Source organism: Inquilinus limosus MP06 (genome assembly GCF_000767795.1).
GTDB lineage: Bacteria > Pseudomonadota > Alphaproteobacteria > DSM-16000 > Inquilinaceae > Inquilinus > Inquilinus limosus_E.
On record NZ_JANX01000025.1, the window covers coordinates 1 to 23,603 of the forward strand.

Genomic DNA, 23,603 nt, shown 5'->3' on the forward strand with positions numbered 1-23,603 from the left:
GCGGGCCGTCTTCGTCGATGGCCGCCTGTCCATGCGCGACGGCGAGGTCGCGGCATCGACATGAAAGCGGCCCGCCGCCGGGCGCAGCTTCAGTTCGACGGGCTGGTCGCGAAATATCCGCAGCGCAGCTGGGGCCACCCGCCGGTCTCGGACATCTTCCCGCCCAGCTATCCGATCGAGGGGGACGCGAATGGTTGATGCCCCAATGGTTGAGGCTGGCGAGACGCCCGTCCTCGAGGTCCGCGGCCTGAGGGTGGAGTTCCCGAGCCGCCGCGGCGTGGCCACGGCGCTGTCCGATGTCAGCCTGTCGATCCGGCCGGGCGAGATCCTGGGCGTGGTCGGCGAATCCGGCGCGGGCAAGTCGATGACCGGCCTGGCGATCCAGGGGCTGCTCGATCGGCCCGGCCGCATCGCCGCGGGCGAGATCCACCTCGCCGGCCGACGCATCGACACTCTCGACGACCGCGGCATGCAGGCCATCCGGGGGCGGGAGATCGGCGCGATCTTCCAGGACCCGCTGACCTCGCTGAACCCGCTGTTCACCGTCGGCGCGCAGCTGGTCGAGACCATCCGCCTGCATCTCGGGCTCGGCCGGGCCGAGGCGCGGGCCCGCGCAGTGGCGCTGCTCCGGGATGTCGGCATCCCGTCGCCGGAGGAACGGGTGAACCACTATCCGCACCAGTTTTCCGGCGGCATGCGCCAGCGCGTGGTCATCGCCCTGGCCCTGGCGGCCTCGCCGAAGCTGGTGATCGCGGACGAGCCGACGACGGCGCTGGACGTCTCGATCCAGGCGCAGATCACCGCGCTGCTGCGCCGGCTGTGCAAGGAGAAGCGCACCGCCGTGATGCTGGTGACCCATGACATGGGCGTGATCGCCGAGACCGCGGACAGGATCGCCGTGATGTATGCGGGCCGGCTGGTCGAGATCGGGCCGGTCGACCAGGTGCTGCAGGCCCCGACCCACCCCTATACCCGCGGCCTGATGGCCTCGATCCCGGCGCTCGGGGTCCGGGTCGAGCGGCTGAACCAGATCGACGGGGCGATGCCGCGGCTGGACGCGATCCCGCCCGGCTGCGCCTTCAACCCGCGCTGCCGGTCGGCCGGGCCGCGCTGCCGGCGCGAGCGGCCGGAGATGAGCCCGGCGGGGCAGGGCGCCAGCGCCTGCTGGCTGAACGCAGGAGGCACCGCATGATTGCCGCCCAAGCCGCCGTGCCCGCGCTGCGCGTCGAGCATCTGGTCAAGACCTTCGACGTCTCCCCGCCCTGGCTGAGCCGGATGATCGAGCGCAGGCCGCGGCAGATCCTGCGCGCGGTCGACGATGTCAGCTTCGACACGCCGATGGGCGGCTGCCTCAGCCTGGTCGGGGAAAGCGGCTGCGGCAAGTCGACCGTCGCGCGGCTGGTCACCGGCCTGCACAGGCCCAGCAGCGGCGAGATGCGCTTCGCGCCCGGGCCGGACGGCGCGCCTCTGTCGGCGCAGATGATCTTCCAGGACCCCTACGCGTCGCTGAACCCGCGTTGGCGGGTGCGCAGCATCATCGCCGAGCCGCTGCGGGAATTGAAGCTGCGCAGCTCGGCCGCCGAGATCACGGAGCGGGTGGAGGAGCTGCTCCTCACCGTCGGCCTCTCGGCGTCGGACGGCGCCAAGTTCCCGCACGAGTTCTCGGGCGGGCAGCGGCAGCGCATCTCGATCGCGCGGGCGCTGGCGAGCGAGCCGCGCTTCCTGGTGTGCGACGAGCCGACTTCGGCGCTCGACGTTTCGGTGCAGGCCCAGGTGCTGAACCTGATGCGCCGGCTGCAGGATCAGCTGGGGCTGACCTACCTGTTCATCAGCCACGACCTCAGCGTCGTCCGCCACATGTCGGACCGGATTGCGGTGATGTATCTCGGCCGCATCGTCGAGGAGGGCGACACCGAGGCGCTGTTCGCCCGGCCGCGCCACCCTTACACCCGGCTGCTGCTGGAGACGATCCCGAACATCGCGCAGCCGCACCGCGACCGGGAGGTCGTGGCCGGCGAGGTGCCGAGCCCGCTCAAGCCCCCCTCCGGCTGCACGTTCCATCCCCGCTGTCCCTTCGCCACCGCGCGCTGCGCGGCGGAGATACCGGAGATGCGGACTCTCGCCGACGGCACGCGCATCGCCTGCCACCTGGCGGAGGACTGACGATGGTCGCGGCGATGCTAAGCCAGGGCGGCCTTCAGGTCGTGCGACAGGTCGCGGACGTCGCGGAGATCCAGCTCCGACTCCACATGCTCCAGATGATGGTCCATCAACCGGATGGCGGCTTCGACATCGCCGGCGGCCAGCGCCTCGACGATCTCGGCATGCTCGTCCGGCCCGCAGTTGAAGCGCGCGGTGTTGCGGTAGACGGCGGTGATCAGGGAGGTGCGCGAGATCAGGTCCCGCATCATCCCGAACAGGAAGTCGGACCCGGAGAGTTCGGCGATCAGGAGATGGAAGCCGCCGGACAGCCGGATGATGTCGGTGGTGGCGTCGTTGGCGTTGGCCGCCCGCTCACGGACGACATGCGCGCGCAGCCTTTCCAGGCCGTCTGCCGAGATCGCGCCGCCAAGCCGCTGGATGGCGCAACGCTCGACCGAGCGGCGGACGAAGAAGACGTCCCGCGCCTCGTCGGCCGAGGGCTGGCACACGAAGGCGCCGCGGTTCGGGATGATGGTCACCAGGCCCTCGCGCTCCAGCGCGACCAGCGCCTGGCGGATGCGGGCCCGGCTGACGTCGAAGATCTCGGCCAGCTGGCCTTCCTTCAGCTGGACGCCCGGCCGCAGCCGGCGCTCTGCGATCGAAAGCCACACCCTTTCGATGATCTGCTGCGTCGAGACGCCTGCCTGCTCGGTCATGCCCTGGTCCCCGCCGCCGTGACGGACATCGCCATCCGCCGTCAGGAGCCGGGTCCGGACGGCATGGCGGCCTAAGTTGTAAACAATAATTGCGAATATTGTAGGCAATCCATGGAAGATCAAGCGGAGAGTGCGTTGGAGTTCGATTTCACCGCGCTGGAGCCGGACAGCCGCTATCGCCTGCTGACCAACTTCGTCGGTCCGCGACCGATCGCACTGGTGACGACTAGGTCCGCCGGCGGCCGCAGCAACGCCGCGCCGATGAGCTTCTTCAACGTGTTCTCGCACGAGCCGCCGATCGTCGTCCTCGGCATCCAGCCGCGTCCGTCGGGGCAGGAGAAGGACACGGTCGCCAACATCCGCCGCACCGGGGAATTCGCGGTCAGCATGGTCGACATGGCGCTGGCGCAGCAGATGCTGGTCTGCGGCCTGGCCTTCGACAGCGATGTCGACGAGCTGGAGATGGCGCGGCTGCCGGCCACGTCCTGCGCCCGGATCGATGTCGAGCGCATCGCCAGCTCCCCCTGCACCTTCGAATGCCGGGTTGAGCGGCTGATCGAATATCCGCGGCGCGTGCTGGTGCTGGGCGAGGTGGTGCACATGCATGTCCGCCGCGACTGCCTCGACGCCGCCGGCCGCTACGTCAACCCCGAGACCTACCAGCCGATCGCCCGGCTGCATGCCGACAACTACATCACCTCCGACCGCCAGTTCGTGCTCAAGGCCCCCGCCATCGCGGATGTCCTCAAGGCATCGGGGCGCGCGGAATAAGGAACGGCCGCCTTGCATATCCGCCTGATCAATCCGAACTCGACGGCCTCGATGACGGCCCAGGCCCTGGAGAGCGCCCTGCGGGTGGCGCAGCCGGGGACGCGGGTGACCGCCGTGAATCCGGCCGGCACGCCGGTCAGCATCGAAGGCGGCGCGGACGAGGCGCTGGCGGTGCCGGCGCTGCTGTCCGAGATCCGGACCGGCGAAGGCGAGGGGGTCGACGCCTATGTCATTGCCTGCTTCGACGACCCCGGCCTGCATGCGGCGCGGGAGGTGGCGGCGGGCCCCGTCATCGGCATCTGCCAGGCGGCGGTGCAGGTGGCCATGACCATCGCCCGCCGCTTCTCGGTGGTCACGACGCTGCCGCGGTCCGTTCCCATCATCGAGGACATCGTGCAGGCCTATGGCGCCGGGCATCACTGCCGGGCGGTGCGGTCGATCAACCTGCCGGTGCTGGGGCTGGAGGAGGAGCCGGAGCTGGCCGAGCGCCTGCTGATCGACGAGATCGGGCGCGCCAGGCGGGAGGACCGGGCTGAGGCCATCATCCTCGGCTGCGCCGGCATGTCACGGCTGTGCGAGCGGCTGACCGCCGCGACGGGCGTGCCGGTCATCGACGGCGTCACCGCGGCGCTGAAATTCGCCGAGGCGCTGGTCGGCGCCGGCTACGCCACGTCCAAGGTCAACGCCTACGACTATCCGCGGCAGAAGGGGCCGGCCACCCTGACGGCGGGCGCGGCTCAGCCGGCCCTGCCGAGATAGGCCGCCAGCGCCTCGCCGAAGCGCCGCACCTCGGCGACCGTGTTGTAGTGGACCATGGAGACGCGCAGCGCGCCGGTGGCTATCGGCAGGCCCAGCCGCTGCATCAGCCGCGGCGCGTACATGTGGCCGTCGCGGATGCCGATGCCGGCATCCGACATCGCGTCGGCAATCGCCTGGGGCGACCGGCCGAGGATGTTGAAGCAGATCGTCGGTACGCGCCCGTCCACCCGGTTCTCGTCGGCGATGCCGTAGATGGTGGCGCCGCAGGCCTTCAGCTGGCGCAGCATCTCACGCGACAGCCCGGCCTCATAGGCCCGGATGGCGGCCATGGCCGCGACGATGTCGTCGCGGCGGGATCCGTTCGACGGCCAGGTGAAGCCGCGGCCGAGTGCCTCGAGATATCGCACCGAGGCGTCCATGCCGGCGACGTTCTCATAGACGAAGGTGCCGGCCTCGACCTTGTAAGGCGGCTCGTCCGGGATGAAGTCCTCGCGGAAGGTCGGCAGCCGCTTCAGCGCGTCGAAGCGGCCCCACAGGAAGCCCATATGCGGCGAGAAGTTCTTGTAGCCGGAGCAGACCAGGTAGTCGCAGCCCCATTCCTGCACGTCGATCAGCCCGTGCGGGCCGTAATGGACGCAGTCGACGAAGACCTCGGCCCCGACGGCCCGCGCGGCCTTCGACACCGCGGCGATGTCGACGATGGTGCCGATCGAATGGGCGGTGGCGGTGCAGGCCACGAGGCGCGTGCGCGGCGACAGCAGCGGCACCAGGTCCTCGACATGCAGCGTGCCGTCCTCGCGCATCCGCCACCAGGCGAACTTGGCCCCGGCGCTCTCCAGCGCCAGCCAGGTGGCGATGTTGGCGTCGTGGTCCATGTCGGTGACCACGATCTCGTCGCGCTCGCCCAGCGTCTGGCCGATGCCGAGGCTGACCAGCCGGATGAACGACGTCGCGTTCATGCCGAAGCAGATCTCGGCCGGTTGGTACGCGTTGACCAGCAGCGCGACGCTCTCCCGCGCTTCGGCCACCGCTCGGTCGACCGCACGGCTCTTGTCGTAGCGGCCGCCGCGCTGGACGTTGTGGTCGACCAGGTGGCGGGTGACGGCGTCCAGCACGCTCTGCGGGATCTGCGCGCCGCCGGCATTGTCGAGGAAGATGAAGTCGTCGGCCTTGTCCTTCTGCAGCGCCGGGAACTGGGCCCGCACCGCGTCGATCGGGAAGGGGCGGCCGGCGGTCGGTGCCTGGGTCACGGGATGTCTCCTGCAAGAGCCTGAGTCAGGATCGGCCGGCGCGCAGCCTGGCGCGGGTCTCCAAATGGCCGATCAGCCGCACCAGCGGCCAGAGGAAGGCGAGGTAGAGGATGGCGGCGCCGATCAGCGGCGTCGGGTTGGCCATCTGCGCCTGGGCGTCGGTGGCCTGCTTCAGCAGGTCCGGCATGGCGACGACCGAGGCCAGGGCCGTGTCCTTGAACACCGACACGCAGTTGCTGGTCAGCGGCGGGATGATGACGCGGATCGCCTGGGGCAGGATCACCTTGCGCATCGCCAGCCAGAACGGCAGGCCGAGGGCGGAGGACGCCTCGAACTGCCCGCGCGGGATGCTCTCGATGCCGGCGCGGCAGACCTCGGCGGTGAAGGCCGCCAGCACCATCGACAAAGCGAGGGTGGCGGAAAGGAAGGATGACAGCCGGATGCCGACGAAGGGCAGGGCGTAGTAGATCATGATCAGCAGGACCAGGATCGGCAGCGCCCGGAAGATGTCGATATAGAAGATCGCCAGCAGCCGCAGCGGCCGGGGCGCGTAGAGCCGGACCAGGCACACCAGCAGCCCGGCCAGCGTGCCGCAGACGATGCTGACCAGGCCCAGCAGGATGGTGTTGCCCAGGCCCCGCAGCAGGATCGGCACGGCGCGCAGCAGCACCGGGCCGTTGAAGAAGGTGTCGATCAGTTCCATGGTCCGGACCCGGGTGGCTCGGCGGAAGGGCCGGGCACCGCCCGGCCCGGTGTCAGCCGCTTGCTTACTGGGCCTGCGGGATCGGCCCCGGCGTCACCGTGCTGCTGCCGGGCTCCGGATCCACGCCGAACCACTTCTTGTGGATCGCGGCCAGGGTGCCGTCGGTCTTCATCGCGCCGATCGCGTCGTTCGCCTTCTGCAGCAGCGGGTGGTTCTTGCGCGTCATCATGGCGAAGCGCTCGCCGGTCGGGATGCGGACCAGGATCTTCAGCGCCGGCATCTGCCTGATCGCGTACAGGAACCCGGCCAGCTCGCCGGCGCCGCCGTCGATGCGGCCGTTCTGCGCCTCCAGCAGCAGGTCCTGCTGGGCGTTGTAGCTCTTGACCTCGGCGAAGCCGAGCTTGTCGCCATTGGCCTTGGCGAAGGCCTCGCCGGTCGATCCGGAGATCACGCCGATGACCTTGCCCTTCAGGTCGTCCAGCGAATGGATCGGCGAATCCGTCTTGCCGACGATGGTGCCGTCGCTGTCGTAATAGGGCTGGGTGAAGGCCTGGTTCTGCAGCCGCTCATTGGTGACCGAGATCGAGGAGATGGCGAAGTCGATGCGGCCGGAGCTGGTGGCGGCGAACAGCGCCTGGAAGCCGAGGTCCTGGAACTCGACATCGACGCCGAGGCGCTTCGCCACCTCCTTCGCCACGTCGACCTCGAAGCCCTCGAAGGCGCCGCTGTCGGTCTTGTACTCCCAGGGCGGGTTGGCGGGGTAGGCGCCGACCGTGATGGTCTCGGCCTGCGCCGCGGACGCCGCCGCCACGCCGAACGCGACCAGCAGCCCCAACGTCCCGAACAGCTTCATCGTGTTGCCTCCTCTGTCGGCCCGCATCGCGGGCATTCTTGGCTTGTCGTCGCCGAAGAGGCTGGCGCTGCCCTGGCCGGTGGCCGTCCGCTGGCTGGGCGGGCAGGCTGGAACGCCGCCTCGTTGGTCGCGCTAGGTGATCATGCAGGGTGTCCCCGATCAACCCGATTGTTTTAGGCCTCAAGCTTCTCCCATGCAATTCCATGCTTTCAATCGGCGGTGTGCTGGAACACTGGGCAGAGATAGTTGTGATTGCAGGTATTCCGATTTAAGCTTCGGGAAGCGAACCGGGGCGACCGGGCAGAACCAAAACGGGAGGTCACGATGGCAACCGATCATCTCGCCGGCCTGGCGGCGTCCTTGCTCGACGGTTCGATCAAGGTGGTCGATCTCACCGCGCCGCTGGGGCCGGAGACGCCGGTGATCCAGCTGCCGCCGCAGATCGGCCGCAACACGCCGGCGGTGAAGGTCCATGCGATCTCGCGCTATGACGAGAACGGCCCGTTCTGGGCCTGGAACTGGCTGGAGCTGGGCGAGCACACCGGCACGCATTTCGATGCCCCGGTGCACTGGATCACCGGCCGGGACCATCCCGACAACACCACCGACCGCATCCCGCCGAAGAGCTTCGTCGCGCCGGTCAACGTGATCGACCGCTCGGCGGAGGCCGCGGCCAATCCCGACTACCTTCTCACCGTCGACAGCATCAAGGCCTGGGAGGCCGAGCATGGCGCGATCGAGGCCGGGTCCTGGGTGGTGCTGCGCACCGACTGGTACAGGCGCAACGGGTCGTCGGAGACCTTCCTGAACGCCGACGAGGCCGGCCCGCATTCGCCTGGCCCGACGGCGGAGGCGATCGAATACCTGCTGTCGAAGGGGATCGTCGGCTGGGGTTCCGAGACGGTCGGTACCGATGCCGGCTCGGCCGGCGGCATGACCCCGCCATTCCCCGCCCACACTCTGCTGCACAAGGCCAACCGCTACGGCCTGGCCAGCCTGTGCCATCTCGACCAGCTGCCGCCGAAGGGCGCGGTGCTGATCGCGGCGCCGCTGAAATTCGTCGGCGGCACCGGGTCGCCCGTGCGTGCCCTTGCGCTGGTGCCTCGGGCGGAGTAGGGGCCGACGCAAGACCCGGACGACTGGAAGCAGATGGGAGCGATGACCGACAGATTTGCCGGAACGGTGCTGCGTCGGCCGGACCAGGGCGACACCCGCCCGACCCTGGGGGAGATCGGCCTCAACCAGTTCGCGCCCTATCTGATGAACCGGGTGATGGCGCGGTGGAACGCCAACATGTCGGACGCGCTGAAGGCGCACGACATGACCACCACCAAGATGCGGGCGCTCGCCATCCTCAGCATCTCGTCGCCGCTGACGATCAACGAACTGTCGGTCTATGCGGTGACCGAGCAGTCGACCATGAGCCGGACGCTCGATGCGCTGGAGGAGCAGGGCTATATCCGCCGGCAGCCGCGGGCCGAGGACATGCGGGTGCGCGACATCGCCATCACCGAGGACGGTCGTGCCGTGTTCGATGCGGTGTGGCCCACCATGTACGCGCTGCTGACCCAGATGTTCGAGGGCGTCGACGGCGACGAATACGTCGCCTTCGTCGCCACCCTGCACAAGATCCTGCGCAACATCCGCAAGCACGAGATCTGATAGGGCGGGCGGCGTCCGCCCCGTCGGTTACAGCGTCGCGATGGTCTTTAGCGCGCCGTCCAGGGCGGTGCCGTCCTCGTCGGCCAGGGCGGCCTGGCGCAGCCGGCGCAGCCAGGCGGCGCCGTCGTCGCGGCCGACCAGCAGCGGCAGGCCGGACAGCGCCCGCTCGAACTTCGACTCGCCGCGGGCATGGGTGTCGGAATAGCCCTTCACCAGCCGCCGGCATTCCAGCACCTCGACCGCCAGGTCGTAATTGCTCCGCAGCACGTCCAGTGCGGTGGCCAGCCAGGCGTCGCGATGGGCGGTCTCGCGCGCATGGCGCAGTGTGCCGCGCCGCACCCGCCGCAGCCCCGACACGGCGTGCAGGCCCAGGAACCAGAAGACCGTTCCGGTGCGCACCCGCCGGCCGCGGCTGACCAGCCGGTCGAGCCGCGCGAACAGGGCCGGCCGCGCCTCGATCCAGGCGCCGAGCGTCCTCGGCAGCGTGCCGCAGACCTCCTCCATGCGCGGATGCATGTATTCCGTCGCGTAGACGATCTGGTCCGGCCCGGCGCCGACCTCGCGGCGCACCCGCTCGAACCGGCGCGACCGGACCTTCAGGTCGGCGACGCGGATCGGGTCGTCATAGGCCATGGCCACGGCGACATGCTTGGCCGCCGCCAGGGTGAAGGCGAAGCCCTTGGCGGAACCGCCCTGCGCCCGATCCTCGGCGTGCAGCCGGGCGAGAAGGGTCAGGTACTCGTCAGCATAGGCCGGGTCCTGGTAGTCGGTCAGCCGCTTCACGCCGGCGAACAGCATCGGGTGGGCCTCGGCCGGGAACTCCCGCGCGATACGCTGCACCAGGCGATCGAGGTCGGGGTGCCCGGCGGCGGCCGGCAGGGCGTCGAAGCGTTTCTCCGGCACGCGGGCGATAGGCTCGAGTTCCTCCGGCTTGGCGGCCCGGTCGCAGGCGGCGCGGAAGGCGGCCAGGCTCGGCTCCACGCCGCGGCCGCCGGCCTGGATCGTCGCCTCGAACGCTTCGTGCGGGAACGGCAGCACCCCGGCTCCGGCCAGGGTGCCGAACATGGCGGCGGAGATCACGCTGCCGCTGCGTCCAGCCACGGCCTCCATGTCGAAGGCGATGGTGCGCCGGGCCGCGAAGTCGGTGGCGTCGACCACGGCCGCGGGATCGGCCGTGCCATCCCCCGGCTTGGCCTTCTCGGCCACGGCGAAGGAGCGGTGGGTCGATGCGATCAGCGTCGTCCGTTCGGGCGTGACCAGGCCGCGCAGCACCGCGCGCCCGGCCTCCATCAGCTCCGCCGCCATCACCACGTCGACATCGCCCGGCGTCGGCATCAGGGCCAGGACGGGCGTCGCGCCCGGCTTCGCCGCGATCATCTCGATATAGTAGATCGTCGCGCCGGTGCGCTGCGCCACGCCGGGGACCGAGGTCGATTGGGCGGCCCAGCCTCGGCTTTCGGCCAGCGCCACGATCCAGTCGGCCAGCACCCCGCCGCCCTGGCCGCCCATGGCCAGGATGGCGACGGCCAGCGGCCGGTCCTGCGACAGCAGTGAACGGTCGATGCCGGCCACGGCGCTCATTCGGCGAAGACGATGCGGCGGCTCTCGCGGCGGCGCTGCAGCCAGCCGATCACCGCGCCGCGCAGCCGCGCCAGCAGCCGCTCCGCCCGGCCCGGGTTCTGGATGATGTCGGCCCGGTAGAAGGACGGGCACAGGATCGCGGCCTCCGAGACCTCGCCGCAATTGCCGCAGCCGACGCAGGATTGGTCGATGGCGGCGACCGGGTCGTCCTTCAGCGGGTCGTCGGTGTGCTTGACCGACAGCGACGGGCAGCCGGACAGCCGGATGCAGGCATGATCGCCGGTGCAGACATCCTCGTCGACGCCGAAGCGCTGCCGCACCACGCGCCGGCCCTCCTTCACCGCCTTGGCCAGCAGCGGCCGGACGCGGCGCTGCTTGTTCAGCATGCATTCGGAGGAGGCGACGATGATCTTCGGCCCCGGCTCCGGCGTAGTCAGCGCCTCGCGGAAGGTGTCGCGCAGCCGGGCCACATCGTAGGTCCGGTCGATCTGGCGCACCCATTTGGCCCCGACGCCGCGCACCGCGTCGGTGATCGGATTGTTGGTCTGGCGCCGCGGATTGTCGGCGCGGGAGGAGGGGATGTCCTGGCCCCCGGTCGCGGCGGAATAGTAGTTGTCGACGATCAGAATGACGCCGTCATGCCTGTTGAACACGGCGTTGCCGATCGAGGAGGCGAGGCCGTTGTGCCAGAAGCCGCCATCGCCCATCACCGAGATGGCGCGCTTGTCGGCCTTGACGTTGAAGGCCGAGGCCGAGGCGGGGCCTAGGCCGTAGCCCATGGTGGTGGCGCCGATGTTGAAGGGCGGCAGGATCGAGAACAGGTGGCAGCCGATATCCGCCGAGACGTGGTGGGGCCCGAGCTCCTTCTCCGCCAGCTTGAGCGCGGCGAAGATCGGCCGTTCCGGGCAGCCGGTGCAGAAGCCGGCCGGGCGCGCCGGCACCACCTCGGCCAGTGCCTTGACCCGCGGGTCGGCCAGCACGGCCGAGGCGTCCGGCGGCGGCGGGCGGTTGCCGAGCAGCGCCGGCGCATGAGCCTCGAGGAAAGCCGACAGCCCCTTCATCAGCACCGGCGCGGTGTATTCGCCGCCCATCGGCAGCACGTCCTTGCCGGCGACCCGGGTCTGGATGTCGCGGCGTTTCAGGATGGCGTTGAGCGACTGCTCGATATAGTCGGGCGACCCTTCCTCGACCATCAGCACCGCGCGCTTGCCGGCGCAGAAGGCGGCGAGCTCGTCGTCGATCAGCGGGTAGGCGACGTTGAGGACATGGATCGGGACCAGCGAGCGGCCATAGACATCGGCCAGGCCCAGCAGCTGCAGCGAGCGCATCAGCGAGTTGTAGAGCCCGCCCAGCACGACGATGCCGACATCGCCGCCCGCCGGGCCGAAGGTCTCGTTCAGCCGGCGGTCCTTGATGAACTCGACCGCCGCGGGCCAGCGCCGCTCGATCTTCTCCTTCTCGTGCAGGAAGGAGGCGGGCGGCAGCACGATCCGGTTGGTGTCGCGCACCGGGTTCTCCATCGCCTGCTTCAGGGTGAAGGCCGGGCGCCGGTTGTCCTTGGCGGTGAACTGGCCATGGACATGGCAGGTGCGGATGCGGACCTGCAGCATCACCGGCGTACTCGAGGCCTCGGACAGTTCGAACCCGACCTCCACCGCCTGCACGATCGAGGGCAGGTTCGGGCGCGGGTCCAGCAGCCAGATCTGCGACTTCATCGCATAGGCATGGCTGCGCTCCTGCATGATCGAGGAGCCTTCGCCGTAATCCTCGCCGATGATGATCAGCGTGCCGCCGGTGACCCCGCCCGAGGACAGGTTCGACAGCGCGTCGGCGGCGACATTGGTGCCGGCGGTGGACTTCCAGGTAACGGCGCCGCGCAGCGGATACATCACCGAGGCCGACAGCATCGCCGCGGCCGCCGCCTCGGAGGCCGATGTCTCGAAATGGACGCCGAGATCCTCCATCACGTCCCGGGCGTCGGACAGCACGTCCATGAGATGGGAGATCGGGGAGCCCTGATAGCCGCCGACATAAGCGACGCCGGATTGCAGCAGCGCCTTGGTGATGGCGAGGATGCCTTCGCCGCGGAAGACGTCGCCGTCCCCGAGCTTCAGATCCTCGACCTCCCGCGCGAATGATCGCTCGGCCATGGCGTTCCTCTGCCGGCGGCCCTTGCAGCCGCAAAATTATTTGCAAAATCATATTTTGAGGCGGGTCTTTGTCAACACGGGATCGGCCGGGCCGATACCGCCGGCACTTGCCGCCGCAACCATGCGCCGGTCCGCCAACGTCCCTTCGGCCATCCCGCCGTTGTGGCCGGATGCCGGCGCATCGCCGCGGCGCCATCCCACACCAAGGTATAGGTCCGCCCAACGAACGCAGAGCGCTGTAGACCCAAGGTGCGATGGAGCGATCGGCCGCTTCGCCCTTAGGCTCTAATCAACGACCGGGCAGCCGGGCATCGCCGAACCGATGCCCGGCGCCGATCCAGGAGAGGAGGCATGTCATGGGCCAGGCGCGGAACACCGATCCCCTCCCGCATCCGAAGGCCACCGGGCTGACGCTGGCCATCTGCGGCTTCGCCACGCTGGCCCTGGCCGCCGTTCTCGGCTTCTCCCTTGCTGGCAACGCGCCGGGCGAGGGGGAGCCGATCCGGATCGTCGCCCAGCCGCCGGCCGCCGAGGTCATCGCGGATGCGGGGCCGTTCGGCACGGCGGGCTGCACCACCCTGGTGACGGCACGCCGCTGAGAGGACGCCGCCCGCCGACACTCTTCGCCGGACGAACGACTGAGCCGCGGAGCGCCCTCACTCCGCGGCTCTGCTGTTTCTCGGGATTCGGCGACGACTATCCGTGCCAAACCTCGGCGGTGCCGTCGAGAATGATGGTGCCGCCATCGGGCAGGGGCGCATGCTCCGGGCCGGCGGCCGCGATCCAGAGGTCGATGGCTCGCGCCGATGCGCGCAGGCAGAGGAGGCGATCCGTCGCCCCGTCCGCGCCGCCGCGGTCCCGGACCGTGACGCTGATCTCGAATCCGGCCATCGGCGTCTCGTCCGAAGGACCCAGCGGATGCCGGGCGCAGGACAGGTGCAGCAGGTCCAGCCGGCGCCGGCCCGACGCGTCGCGGCGGGACGAGACGGAGACCCGCCAATCGAAATACTGGGCATCGCCGGTGGCGACATGGCGCCGAATGAAGGCGCCCGATCCGCTCCAGAACATCGCCTCCTCCTGTGTCGTTCGGACAGTCACAGGATGGCGGATGGTCCGGCGCGCCCCCACTCCACTGTGGTTTGCGGCGGCAGGCGTTTCGCTGGCGGCGGATACACCTAGGTATAGGTCGGCGTCGCGCCGGGATCAGTGCGGCCGGGCCTCGTGTCCCAGCGCCGAGGCCAGGCAGCCGATCAGCACCTCGGCATCGACCGGCTTCTCGAGGAAGCCGTGGGCGCCGCCGGCCAGGGCCTTCGACCGTGTCGCGTCATCGGTGTAGGAGGTCATGAAGATCATCGGCGATGGCACGCCCTCGGCGTTCAGCCGGGCCTGCAGGTCCAGGCCGGTCATGCCGCCCATGCGCACGTCGACCACCATGCAGTCCACCGCGTTCCGGCCGGGAAAGCCCAGGAAGTCCTCCGCCGAGGCGAACGGCAGCGCGCGATAGCCGAGGGAGGAGAGGAGATCCTCCAGCGCCTCGCGGATCGCGTGGTCGTCGTCGATGACGGCAATGACGGGGGGGTGGGACACGATACCTCGGCGGACGGCAGAATGGGCTTCAAGCCCGCCTGTCCTAGATAGGCGCGATGCCGCCGGCCGGATACCCATACATAGGTGCAGGACGAAGCGGCTGTCCGTTCAGCCCGGGCGGTCAGTGCTGCAGCAGCTCAGCCTTCCGCACCAGGTCGGCGACGGAGCGGACCTCCATCTTCCGCATGACGTTGCCGCGGTGAAGCTTGACCGTGATCTCGCTGATGCCGAGCTGGCCGGCGATCTGCTTGTTCATCAACCCCTTGACCACCGCCGCCATGACCTCGGCCTCGCGCGGGGTCAGGGTGGCGGCCAGCGCCGCCACCTGCTTCGCCGCCGCGGCGTCCTGGCGCTGCGCCCTGTCCTGGTCGATGGCGGCGGCCACCGCGTCCAGCATGTCCTGGTCGCGGAACGGCTTGGTCAGGAAGTCCAGGGCTCCGGCCTTCATCGCCCGCACGCTCATCGGGATGTCGCCATGGCCGGTCATGAAGATGATCGGCCGGGTGTTGCCGCTGCGCTGCAGCTGGGCCTGCAGGTCCAGCCCGCTCAGCCCCGGCAGGCGGACATCGAGGATCAGGCAGCCGGGCCGGTCGCTCGGGGCGGCCTCCAGCAGCTCCCGGGTCGACCCGAAGCTCCTCGCCTCGATCCCGACCGAGCGCAGCAGGTCGGTCAGCGCCTCGCGGATGGCCTCGTCGTCATCGACGATCAGGACGAGCGGCGTCTCGGCGGCCGCAGGCTTGGCTGGTGCTGTCATGATGCCTCCGCGATCTCCGGTTCCGCCGGCAGCGCGAACGCGAACACCGCTCCCCCCTCTTCGTGGTTTGCCGCGGTCAACCGACCCCCATAGCTCTCGACCGTCGAGCGGCAGATCGCAAGCCCCATCCCCATGCCGCCCCGTTTGGTGGTGAAGAACGGCTCGAACAATTTGGCGTGGGCTTCGTCGGCGATGCCTTTGCCCCGATCGCGGACCGAGACGCGCACCTCGGGCGCATCCAGCCCGATCGGCCCGTCGACGCCGACCGTCAGCTCGCGCGCCGCGGCCGGCGTGTCGGCCATGGCGTGGACGCCGTTGGTGATCAGGTTGATCAGCACCTGCTGCACCGCCACGCGGTCGGCCCGGACCGGCGGCACCGCCGGCGCGAAGCGCGTGACCACCCGTGCGGCATGGGCGCTCAGCTCGGCCTCCAGCAGCGCCACCGTCTCCTCGACCAGCGCGCGCAGATCGATCGCGGCGTCGCTGCGTTCGTCCCGGACCAGCTGGCCGCGCGTGCGCTGCACGATCTCCGCTGCCCGCCGTCCGTCCCGCACCGTACGCTCCGCCGCCCGCATGGCGGCCTCGACATCCGGCGGGTCCTTGCCCAGCCAGCGCAGGCAGGTCTGGGCGTTCATCACCACGGCGCCGAGCGGCTGGTTGATCTCATGGGCGATCGAGGCCGACAGCGCGCCGACCGTCGCCGCGCGCGACGCCCGCGCCAGCTCGGCCTGGGCCGCCATCTGGGTCTGCTGCAGCTGCTCGCGCTCGGTCACGTCGACCATGCCGGCGACGACGCGGCCGAACTCGTCCGCCTCCTCGGGGAAGGAGATGCCGAGGAGAACGGTCCGCACCGCCCCATCCGCGGCGACCAGCCTCGCCCGGCCCTCGAACCGGCCGCGGCCTTCGGCGACCGCGGTCAGGACGTCCAGCAGGGCGGGGTCACCGGCCGGCAGAAAGCGCTCGATCGTGCCCAGCCCGTCCGCGCGCGACCGGATACGCAGCAGCTCGACCGTCGCGTCGTTGATGTCGACCGTGCGGATCAGACGGGCGCAGTCCCGGGTGAAGCCTGGATGTTCGCGGGCATGGGCGGCCAGGTCGCGGACCCCCTGGTCCCGCAGCGCCGCGAGGCGGTCGCGGACGGCGGAGAAATCCTGCTCCCACAGCGAGAACCGGGCCTGCTCGAAGATTGCGCGGTAGCGCGCCTCGCTGCGGGACAGGGCGGTGTGCGCCCGCATCAGCGACCGCTTCGACGTCTGGTCGCGCAGCAGCAGGGCCGCGGTGATGACGATCGCGGCCAGCGCAATGCCGCAGCGGGTTATGGCCGAGACGTCGGCCTCCAGGCCGTGCGAGAGGAAGAAGGAAAGGAAGGTCAGCCCGGCGCAGACCAGCGTCAGCAGGAGGAGGCCGCGCCGCGAGACCGTGTCGGACGCCACCAGCATCACCACCACGTAGAGGACGGCGATGGCCCCGGTGACGTCGGTGTAGGTGTCGACGACGAAGACGGCCGCGGCCAGCAGCAGCGCCAGCAGGCGGTGCCGGCCGCGCCGGCCGGGCTGAAGCCATCCCCGTCCCGGTCCCGGGCCGGCGGCGATGCTCCATTCTGCGGTATCGCGGCTCATCGGCAGTCTGCGCGGTCAATCGGCGTGATGAAAAAAGGCGGCGGGCAGCCTGACGCGGCCGGCCGCCGACCGTCAAGCGGCGCACGGCCCCAATCCGTTACGCCTGTAACCCGGTGGTCCTGCTACGCAGCCTCGACCCGGTGGATCAGGTTCATGATGCCCTCGCTCATCGTCCGGTAGTCGCGGGTGTTGGTGATCTCGCCCTCGATCTGGTAGGCGTTCATCACCACGATGCGGTCGGCGAGCGTGATCATCTCCGGCATGTCGCTGGTGATCAGCAGGATCGCGGTGCCGCTGTCCGACAGCTCGCGCAGCAGCCGGTGCAGCTCGGCCTTGGTCTTGATGTCGATGCCGACCGACGGCTCGTCGACGATCAGCACCTTGACCCCGGCGGCCAGCCATTTGGCGACGCTGATCTTCTGCTGGTTGCCGCCCGACAGGTTGCCGACCAGCTGGCCCAGCGACGGGGTGCGCACGGCGAGGCGGTTGATGAAGGGCTCGGTCTTCGCCCGCACCATGCCGTCGGTCAGGAAGCCCAGGCGGCCGGCCAGCCGGCGCCAGACGGTGATGCCGGCATTCTCCAGCACCGAATGCATCAGCACGAGGCCTTCCTGCTTCCGGTCCTCGCTGACATAGCCGATGCCGAAGCGGTGGATGGCGTCGGCGACGTCGCGGATCCGGGCCGGCCGGCCCTCGACCTCGACCGTGCCGGCCGTCACCGGGAACTGGCCGAGGATGCACTTCGCCAGCTCGGTCCGCCCGGCGCCGACCAGCCCGTACAGGCCGACGATCTCGCCCCGGCGCAGGGTCAGATCGACGTTGCGATGGCCCAGGCCGGTCGACACGCCCTGCAGCCGCAGCGCCGCCGGGGCCTGGGAATGGTCGCGCGCCGGCCAGTCGGCGATCAGCTCGCCCCGGCCGATCATCAGCCGCACCAGGTCCGGCCGGCCCAGCCCTTCCATCGACCGGCTCTCGCAGGCGTTGCGGCCGTCGCGCAGCACCGTCACCCGGTCGCAGATCGCCTGCACCTCCTCCAGCTTGTGGCTGACGAAGAGCATGCCGACGCCCTCGTCGCGCAGCCGGCGCAGCAGGCCGAACAGGATGTCGGTCTCGTGCGGGGTCAGGGCCGCCGTCGGCTCGTCCAGCAGCAGCACGCGGGATTTCAGCGACAGCGCCTTGGCGATCTCGACCAGCTGCATCTTGGCGACGCTGAGCTGGGAGACCAGGATGCGCGGGTCGATGTCGAGGTCCAGCACCTTCAGCCAGTGCCGCGCCGTCTCGTTGACCTTGGCGTAGTCGACCCGGCGGAGCGGATGCCCCGCCAGCTGCTCCAGCGCGATGTTCTCGCCGACCGAGAAGCGCGGGATCAGGTTGCGCTCCTGGTGCACCACGCCGATCCGGTGGGCGGTGGCGTCGCGCGGGCCGCCAAACTCGACGGGTTTTCCATCGAGCAGCAGCTGCCCCTCATCGGGCCGGTGCACGCCGGTGATGATCTTGATCAGCGTCGACTTGCCGGCGCCGTTCTCGCCCAGCAGGGCGTGGATCGATCCCGGCTCCAGCGTCAGGGAGACGCCCTGCAGCGCCTTCACGCCGGGGAAGAACTTGCTGACGCCCCGCGCCTCGAACACCGCCATGGTCAGGCTCCCGCCGCTGCGGCCTTGCGCAGCCGCAGCTCGCGCAGGCGGTTGATGCCGACCGCCCACAGGATCAGGACGCCGAGCACGACCTGCACCAGGAAGGGGTCGATGTTGAACAGCACCAGGGCCTGGGTGATGATCGCGACGATGACGACGCCCAGCAGCGTCGCCGACACGCTGACATGGCCGCCGGACAGCACCGCCCCGCCGATCACAGGTGCTGCGAAGGACAGGATCAGCCAGTCGTCGCCGATCGTCGGCTGGCCGATCTGCAGCCGCGCCACCAGCAGGATGCCGGCCAGGGCGGCCAGCAGGCCGGAGATGGCGTGGGCGGCGACGACGGTGAAGCCGACCGAGATGCCCGACAGCTCCGCCGCGTGCTGGTTGCCGCCGACCGCCAGGATGAAGCGGCCCAGCGCCTGGCGGTTCAGGAGGAACCACAGTCCCACGGCCACCAGCGCCGTCGGCAGCACCAGCCAGGGCAGCGGGTCGATGAAGGTGGTGTTGCCGAAGGCCTTCACCGCGTCCGGGATGCCGTAGAAGGGCTGCGCCTGGGTGATGCCGAGGTTGATGCCCTTGAACATCGACAGGCTGGCCAGGGTGATGACGAAGGCGCTGATCCCGGTCCAGGCGATGAACACGCCGTTCACCATTCCGGCGCCCAGGCCGATCAGCAGCGCCAGCACGGCCGCCACCGGCGCCGGCAGGCCCCAGACCTGCATCATTCCGGCGAAGCTGATCGCCGCCAGCCCGCCGATGGCACCGACCGACAGGTTCATCTGCCCGACCGCGATGATGATCATCTGCGAGAAGGCGATCAGCGCGTTGATCGAAATCGCCAGCAGCAGCACCTGGATGTTCAGCGGCGACAGGAAGGATGGGTTGAAGGCGCCGACGATGACGATCGCCAGCACCGTGACCAGCAGCGGGCCGAACCAGTCGGTGCGGGCGTAGCGGGAGAGGGCACCCATCACACCATCCTCCGGCGCGCCAGGACCGAGCGGCGCGCCATGTCCATCAGCACGGCCAGGAGCAGCAGCAGGCCCAGGAAGGCCTGCACCCAGAATTCGCCGACCTGCAGCAGCAGCAGGCCGCTGGTCAGCAGCGTCACCAGGAAGGCGCCGAGAAATGTGCCGACCACCGACACCCGGCCGCCGGACAGGAGCGTGCCGCCCAGCACCGGCCCTAGGAAGGCGGGCAGCAGCCAGTCCTGCCCCAACTGCCCGGCCATCGAGGGCAGGGCGGCGCCGTTGCGCGCCACCAGCATCAGCGCGGCGATGCCGGCCAGCAGGCCCGACAGCGCGTGGCAGGCGATGAAGACGCGGTCGACGCGGATGCCGGACAGGGCGGCGGCCTCCGGCTTCGCGCCGGCGGCCAGCATCTCGCGCCCGGTCACGGTGAAGCGGTACAGCATCACCAGCAGCAGGGCGACGACGACGGCCACCAGAAGCAGCGGCGACAGCGTGTTGCCCAGGAATTTCAGCCGGCCGAAGCCGGAGAACACCGCCGGTAGCTCGCGATAGGATTCGCCCCGGGTCAGGAAGATCATCAGCCCGAAGAAGATGCTCATGCTGGCGAGGGTGATGATGAAGCTGTGCAGGCCGGAGCGGACGACGGTCCAGCCATTGACGAAGCCCAGCGCCGCGCCCAGCGCCAGCCCGCCCAGGATGCCCAGCGGCCAGGGCAGGCCGGCATCCTGGATCAGCCAGCCGCAGGCCATGGCGGCGCTGACGCCGATGGCGCCGACCGCCAGGTTCAGCCCGCCGGTGACGATCACCACCATCATCGACAGGCCGATCATGACGTTGATCGCGGCGGTGCGGCCCAGCGTGAACAGGTTGAAGGGCGACAGGAAGCCGGGGGTCAGCAGGCCGAAGGCGGCGATGAACACCGCGATCAGCACGATCAGGCCGAACTCGTTGGTCAGCCAGAAGCGCGGCCGGCCGGACGCCCCGCGCGGCGTCGCCTGTGGGGACCCGACCTGGGACGGGGGCGCGGCGCTGTCTTCGGCATGCATCGGTCTGGCTCTGGGAAACGGTCTGCGGAACCCGGCCGGACCGCGAGGGCCTAGCCGGGCAAGGCCGCTCAGGAGTTGCAGTTCAGATAGGTCGCGTCGAAGCTGGCCAGCAGGTTCTTGGTGATGTCCTGCATCGCGGCGACGTAGCCATCCACCTTGTCGGCGCCGACGAAGACGGTGCCGGAATCGACGAAGTGATTGGTCAGCGCGTTGGTCTTCCACGGCGCGTCGGCCTTGATCGTGCAGCCGTTGCGCAGCCGGTCGACGACGTGGGAGCCGATATAGGCCTGGCCGTACGGGTTCTGCAGCATGGTGCCGTGCAGGAAGCCATCCTTGATCGCCTTCAGCACCACCTCGTCATGGTCGATGGCGACCATCTGGATGCGCTTGTCGCCGATCCGGCGCAGCGCGTTGGCGGCGACGACCGACGGCACCCAGGCGGTGCTGATGATGCCGTCGACATCGGCGGCATGGGCGGCGAGATAGGCGTTGATCTTCTCTTCCGCCGGCTCCGGCGCATCGATGTCGGCGATCACCTGCACGACCTGCGCGCCCTCTTCCTTTGCCGCCTTCTCCACCGCGTCGATGCGCAGCTGGGTGTTGGGGTCGACCAGGAAGCCGGTGACATGCAGGATCCGCTTCTTGCCGGCCATCGCCTTCAAGAGCTCCTTGGTGCCGAGATAGGCGGAGTTGCCGACATCGGTGCCCAGGCAGAACTGCGCTTCGGACGGGTCCTTCAGGCAGCCGGCGGTGGCGATCACCGGGGCGCCGCTATCCGCCAGCTCGGCCACGGTGCTGACGCTGCCGACCGGGTCGCCGGGGAACACCAGAAACGCGTTGTAGCCTTGGGTCACCAGGCTCTCGAGCAGCTGGTTCTGGGTGCTCAGCTCCCACTTCTGCGGGACCTTGTAGTCCGCCGCGGCCAGCTTGAAGTCGCGGGCGGCGTCCTTGCCGGCCTTCTCCCAGGCGGCGAAATACGGGTGCGGCCCGCCGGGCACCAAGGCGACGCGGGTGTCGTCGGCAGCGGCCGCTCCGGCCCCCGCCAGCAGCGCCAGGCCGGCCAGCACGGCCCTCCGGACATGTCGGGACATCAGATCCTCCCCAGGGTTTCTTGAGGCCGCCAAGGCGTCGGCGCACTTGAACGGCGCAGCGGAACGCTAGTATCCAAGTGTGCAAGGCGCAATCGAATTGTGGCTCTTCGACCGAACAGGTCGGACAAATGGCCGGGTCTGCGCCGTTCGGGGAGGGAGAGATGCCGATCGCCGCACCGTCCGAAGCGTCGCCCGCCACCGCCGAGCCGGACGAGGCGTCGGGCGGGCTGCAGGCGATTCGCCTCCGCCTCGACCGCCGCCTGCCCGTCGCCGATCAGGTGCATGAGGCGCTGCGGCACGCCATCGTCGGCGTCCACCTGCTGCCCGGCACCCCGATCAGCGAGAACAGCATCAGCCGCCAATTCGGTGTGTCGCGCACGCCGATCCGCGCCGCGATCCAGCGGCTGGCGGAGGAGGGGCTGATCGATGTCTACCCGCAGCAGGGCAGCTTCGTCGCCCCGATCCGTCTCGGCGGCATCGGCGACGCGCATTTCGTCCGCCGGGCGCTGGAGGTGGCGGTGCTGCGCGAGACGGCGGAGATCTGGACCCCGGCGATGAGCGCCGCGGCCCGGGCCGTGCCGGCGAAGCAGCGGCTGCTGCTGGAGGCCGGCGACACCGACGGCTTCCACGCCGCCGACGAGGAGTTCCACCACCTGCTGATGAGCTTCGCCAACCGCGAGGGGGTGTGGACCACGATCCAGACCGCCTGGACCCGGCTGGCCCGCTTCATGCGGCTGTTCGGCAGCCCGGACCGGCTGCCGCTGGTGATCGAGGAGCATCTCGCGGTGATCGACGCGCTGGACGCCGGCGACGCGGCGGAGGCCGAGGCACGGCTGGTCTATCACGTCGACCGCGCCTTCGTGCTGCTCGACCAGCTGCCCGAGCGCTATCGCCGCTACGTCGTCGACTGAGACCGCCGCCACGGCGTCACGCCTTGCCGGCCATCGACCGGCCGCGGATCGCCAGCACGGCGATGAAGGTGACGGCGCAGCAGGCCATCAGATACATCGCGACATACTCCGGCGTACCGCCTGCCGCCGCGACCAGGGCCGAGGCGATGAAGGGCGTCGGTCCGGCGATCAGCATGCTGTTCAGCTCCCGCGTCAGGGCGATGCCGGAGAAGCGGGTGCGGGTCGGGAAAAGGTTGGCCAGGAAGGCACCCTGCGCGCCGGCCAGCCCGCCGAAGCCGATGCCGTAGCCGATGCTCATCGCCAGCGTCGCCAGCACCAGATCGCCGGTGTCGATCAGGGCGAAGAGCGGGAAGGCGAAGGCGCCGGTGAAGACCGCTCCGAAGGCGTAGACCCCGGCGTTGCCGATGCGGTCGGCGATGGCGCCCATGAAGGGGGTCACCACCACGCCGGTGAGGGAGGCGATGACCAGGGCGGTCAGCGACTGCGTCTTCGGCATGTGCAGCGTGTTGGTCATGTAGCTCAGGCAGAAGGCGCTGAGGATGTAGGCGTTGGCGTTGTGGCCGGTGACCGACAGGAAGCCGAACAGCACCTCCTTCGGCGACTGGCGCAGCAGCTCGCCGATCGGCACATGCGCCTCGCGCTTCTGCTGCGCCGCGTGCTCCATCGCCGCGACATATTCCGGCGTCTCGTCCAGCCGCTTGCGGATGTAGAGGGCGACGCCGAACAGCAGGGCCGACAGCAGGAACGGCACCCGCCAGCCCCAGCCCATCAGGACATCGTCCGGCAGGGCCGAGACGACGAGGAAGCATAGGGTCGCCAGCATGATGCCGACCACGGTCGCCGACTGCAGGATGGCTGTATAGAAGCCGCGATGGCGCGTCGGCGCGTATTCCGCCACCAGCGTCACCGCGCCGGCATATTCGGCGCCGGCGCCGAAGCCCTGCAGCAGCCGCATCAGCACCAGCAGGATCGGCGCCGCGATGCCGATCTGGGCATAGGTCGGCAGCAGGCCCATGGCAACGGTGGCCAGGCCCATCAGCGCGATGGTGAAGATCAGCGCCGGCTTGCGGCCGAAGCGGTCGCCGAAATGCGAGATGACGATGCCACCCAGCGGCCGGAAGAAGAAGCCGACGGCGAAGGTGGCGAAGGCCGCCAGTTGGCCGCCGACGCCGGACAGGTCGGGAAAGAACAGCTTGCCGATGACCAGGCCCGAGGCGGCGCCGTACAGCGCGTAGTCGAACCACTCGATGACGGTGCCGATGGTGGCGGCGGTGATCGCCTTGCGGATTCCCGCCTTGTCCACCGGCCGTTCCCCGGCCTCGGCCCGCGCGCGGATGGCTGCGTGGCTCATGCTGCTCCTCCCTTCCTTTGTCTTGTAATGTCGTGTCGTCAGGCCGGTC

24 protein-coding genes are annotated in these 23,603 nt (G+C 69.8%); 9 read left to right on the top strand and 15 right to left on the bottom strand.

From position 1 onward, the window contains the following. The first annotated feature begins 60 nt into the window (after positions 1-60). From P409_RS36910 to P409_RS04115, 3 genes are read left to right on the top strand one after another with little or no spacing between them, the layout of a single operon-like run. Positions 61-198 (top strand): hypothetical protein, encoded by a 138-nt coding sequence (locus P409_RS36910; RefSeq protein ID WP_202964548.1) that lies wholly within the window; start codon positions 61-63, stop codon positions 196-198. Positions 199-205: 7 nt separating this feature from the next. Beyond that, on the top strand, positions 206-1,192 hold the full coding sequence (locus P409_RS04110) for an ABC transporter ATP-binding protein (protein ID WP_034832065.1): 987 nt from the start codon (positions 206-208) through the stop codon (positions 1,190-1,192). Beyond that, positions 1,189-2,163: an ABC transporter ATP-binding protein gene (locus P409_RS04115; protein WP_034832069.1), complete on the top strand. Its 975-nt coding sequence runs from the start codon at positions 1,189-1,191 to the stop codon at positions 2,161-2,163. Before P409_RS04110 ends, P409_RS04115 begins: the two co-directional genes overlap by 4 nt. 17 nt (positions 2,164-2,180) lie before the next feature. Here P409_RS04115 and P409_RS04120 read toward each other — a convergent pair whose 3' ends face one another. Then, positions 2,181-2,858 carry a GntR family transcriptional regulator gene (locus P409_RS04120; RefSeq protein WP_034832072.1) on the bottom strand — a complete coding sequence of 226 codons (678 nt, stop codon included), beginning with the start codon at positions 2,856-2,858 and terminating at the stop codon, positions 2,181-2,183. 135 nt (positions 2,859-2,993) lie between these two features. Between P409_RS04120 and P409_RS04125 the strand changes: the two genes are divergently transcribed. Together P409_RS04125 and P409_RS04130 are read left to right on the top strand one after the other, a co-directional pair. Further along, a complete protein-coding gene (locus P409_RS04125) occupies positions 2,994-3,629 on the top strand; it encodes a flavin reductase family protein (RefSeq protein ID WP_034832077.1) in 636 nt (211 codons plus the stop codon). Between the two features lie 12 nt (positions 3,630-3,641). Continuing rightward, positions 3,642-4,388 carry an aspartate/glutamate racemase family protein gene (locus tag P409_RS04130; protein WP_034832081.1) on the top strand — a complete coding sequence of 249 codons (747 nt, stop codon included), beginning with the start codon at positions 3,642-3,644 and terminating at the stop codon, positions 4,386-4,388. Here the strand turns inward: P409_RS04130 and P409_RS04135 are convergent. From P409_RS04135 to P409_RS04145, 3 genes are all read right to left on the bottom strand, one after another. After that, positions 4,367-5,638 carry a cysteine desulfurase-like protein gene (locus P409_RS04135; RefSeq protein ID WP_034832085.1) on the bottom strand — a complete coding sequence of 424 codons (1,272 nt, stop codon included), beginning with the start codon at positions 5,636-5,638 and terminating at the stop codon, positions 4,367-4,369. The two genes, P409_RS04130 and P409_RS04135, sit on opposite strands and share 22 nt — an antisense overlap. Before the next feature lie 25 nt (positions 5,639-5,663). Next, complete coding sequence (locus P409_RS04140; RefSeq protein ID WP_034832088.1) at positions 5,664-6,341, bottom strand: amino acid ABC transporter permease; 678 nt, start codon at positions 6,339-6,341, stop codon at positions 5,664-5,666. A gap of 64 nt (positions 6,342-6,405) precedes the next feature. After that, positions 6,406-7,194 carry an ABC transporter substrate-binding protein gene (locus P409_RS04145; protein ID WP_034832092.1) on the bottom strand — a complete coding sequence of 263 codons (789 nt, stop codon included), beginning with the start codon at positions 7,192-7,194 and terminating at the stop codon, positions 6,406-6,408. A gap of 324 nt (positions 7,195-7,518) precedes the next feature. Between P409_RS04145 and P409_RS04150 the strand changes: the two genes are divergently transcribed. Together P409_RS04150 and P409_RS04155 are read left to right on the top strand one after the other, a co-directional pair. Beyond that, entirely contained in the window at positions 7,519-8,310 is a 792-nt protein-coding gene (locus P409_RS04150) for a cyclase family protein (RefSeq protein WP_034832097.1), read from the top strand. Positions 8,311-8,352: 42 nt separating this feature from the next. Then, the gene (locus P409_RS04155) at positions 8,353-8,856 is read left to right on the top strand and encodes a MarR family winged helix-turn-helix transcriptional regulator (protein ID WP_034832102.1); all 504 of its coding nucleotides are present in this window, start codon (positions 8,353-8,355) and stop codon (positions 8,854-8,856) included. A gap of 27 nt (positions 8,857-8,883) precedes the next feature. Here the strand turns inward: P409_RS04155 and P409_RS04160 are convergent, their stop codons facing one another. Together P409_RS04160 and P409_RS04165 are read right to left on the bottom strand one after the other, a co-directional pair. Then, positions 8,884-10,428, bottom strand: a complete 1,545-nt coding sequence (locus P409_RS04160) for an indolepyruvate oxidoreductase subunit beta family protein (RefSeq protein ID WP_238578588.1) — start codon at positions 10,426-10,428, stop codon at positions 8,884-8,886. A 5-nt stretch (positions 10,429-10,433) separates the two neighbouring features. Continuing rightward, positions 10,434-12,587 carry an indolepyruvate ferredoxin oxidoreductase subunit alpha gene (locus P409_RS04165; RefSeq protein ID WP_034832107.1) on the bottom strand — a complete coding sequence of 718 codons (2,154 nt, stop codon included), beginning with the start codon at positions 12,585-12,587 and terminating at the stop codon, positions 10,434-10,436. A gap of 356 nt (positions 12,588-12,943) precedes the next feature. Between P409_RS04165 and P409_RS04170 the strand changes: the two genes are divergently transcribed. Beyond that, positions 12,944-13,186, top strand: a complete 243-nt coding sequence (locus tag P409_RS04170; protein ID WP_034832111.1) for a hypothetical protein — start codon at positions 12,944-12,946, stop codon at positions 13,184-13,186. Positions 13,187-13,283: 97 nt separating this feature from the next. Here P409_RS04170 and P409_RS04175 read toward each other — a convergent pair whose 3' ends face one another. The 8 genes from P409_RS04175 to P409_RS04210 all read right to left on the bottom strand — a co-directional run bounded on the left by P409_RS04175 (position 13,284) and on the right by P409_RS04210 (position 21,292). Further along, complete coding sequence (locus P409_RS04175; protein ID WP_034832114.1) at positions 13,284-13,655, bottom strand: hypothetical protein; 372 nt, start codon at positions 13,653-13,655, stop codon at positions 13,284-13,286. Positions 13,656-13,790: 135 nt separating this feature from the next. Continuing rightward, positions 13,791-14,174 carry a response regulator transcription factor gene (locus P409_RS04180; RefSeq protein ID WP_034832116.1) on the bottom strand — a complete coding sequence of 128 codons (384 nt, stop codon included), beginning with the start codon at positions 14,172-14,174 and terminating at the stop codon, positions 13,791-13,793. A 121-nt stretch (positions 14,175-14,295) separates the two neighbouring features. Then, positions 14,296-14,928, bottom strand: coding sequence for a response regulator transcription factor (locus tag P409_RS04185; protein ID WP_034832119.1), 633 nt, complete (start codon positions 14,926-14,928; stop codon positions 14,296-14,298). Continuing rightward, a complete protein-coding gene (locus P409_RS04190; RefSeq protein ID WP_052120008.1) occupies positions 14,925-16,547 on the bottom strand; it encodes a sensor histidine kinase in 1,623 nt (540 codons plus the stop codon). Before P409_RS04190 ends, P409_RS04185 begins: the two co-directional genes overlap by 4 nt. Before the next feature lie 122 nt (positions 16,548-16,669). Further along, positions 16,670-18,181 carry a sugar ABC transporter ATP-binding protein gene (locus P409_RS04195; RefSeq protein ID WP_034832122.1) on the bottom strand — a complete coding sequence of 504 codons (1,512 nt, stop codon included), beginning with the start codon at positions 18,179-18,181 and terminating at the stop codon, positions 16,670-16,672. 2 nt (positions 18,182-18,183) lie between these two features. Continuing rightward, positions 18,184-19,155 (bottom strand): ABC transporter permease, encoded by a 972-nt coding sequence (locus P409_RS04200; RefSeq protein ID WP_034832125.1) that lies wholly within the window; start codon positions 19,153-19,155, stop codon positions 18,184-18,186. After that, positions 19,155-20,201, bottom strand: coding sequence for an ABC transporter permease (locus P409_RS04205; protein ID WP_052120009.1), 1,047 nt, complete (start codon positions 20,199-20,201; stop codon positions 19,155-19,157). The genes P409_RS04200 and P409_RS04205 overlap by 1 nt, the downstream gene beginning before the upstream one ends. Positions 20,202-20,269: 68 nt before the next feature. Continuing rightward, complete coding sequence (locus tag P409_RS04210; RefSeq protein ID WP_034832127.1) at positions 20,270-21,292, bottom strand: sugar ABC transporter substrate-binding protein; 1,023 nt, start codon at positions 21,290-21,292, stop codon at positions 20,270-20,272. A gap of 161 nt (positions 21,293-21,453) precedes the next feature. Here P409_RS04210 and P409_RS04215 point away from each other — a divergent pair, with 161 nt between their 5' ends. Then, on the top strand, positions 21,454-22,203 hold the full coding sequence (locus P409_RS04215) for a GntR family transcriptional regulator (RefSeq protein WP_052120010.1): 750 nt from the start codon (positions 21,454-21,456) through the stop codon (positions 22,201-22,203). A 16-nt stretch (positions 22,204-22,219) separates the two neighbouring features. On the opposite strand, the gene P409_RS04220 is transcribed toward P409_RS04215, so the two are convergent. Continuing rightward, on the bottom strand, positions 22,220-23,554 hold the full coding sequence (locus P409_RS04220; protein WP_052120011.1) for an MFS transporter: 1,335 nt from the start codon (positions 23,552-23,554) through the stop codon (positions 22,220-22,222). Between the last annotated feature and the right edge of the window lie 49 nt (positions 23,555-23,603).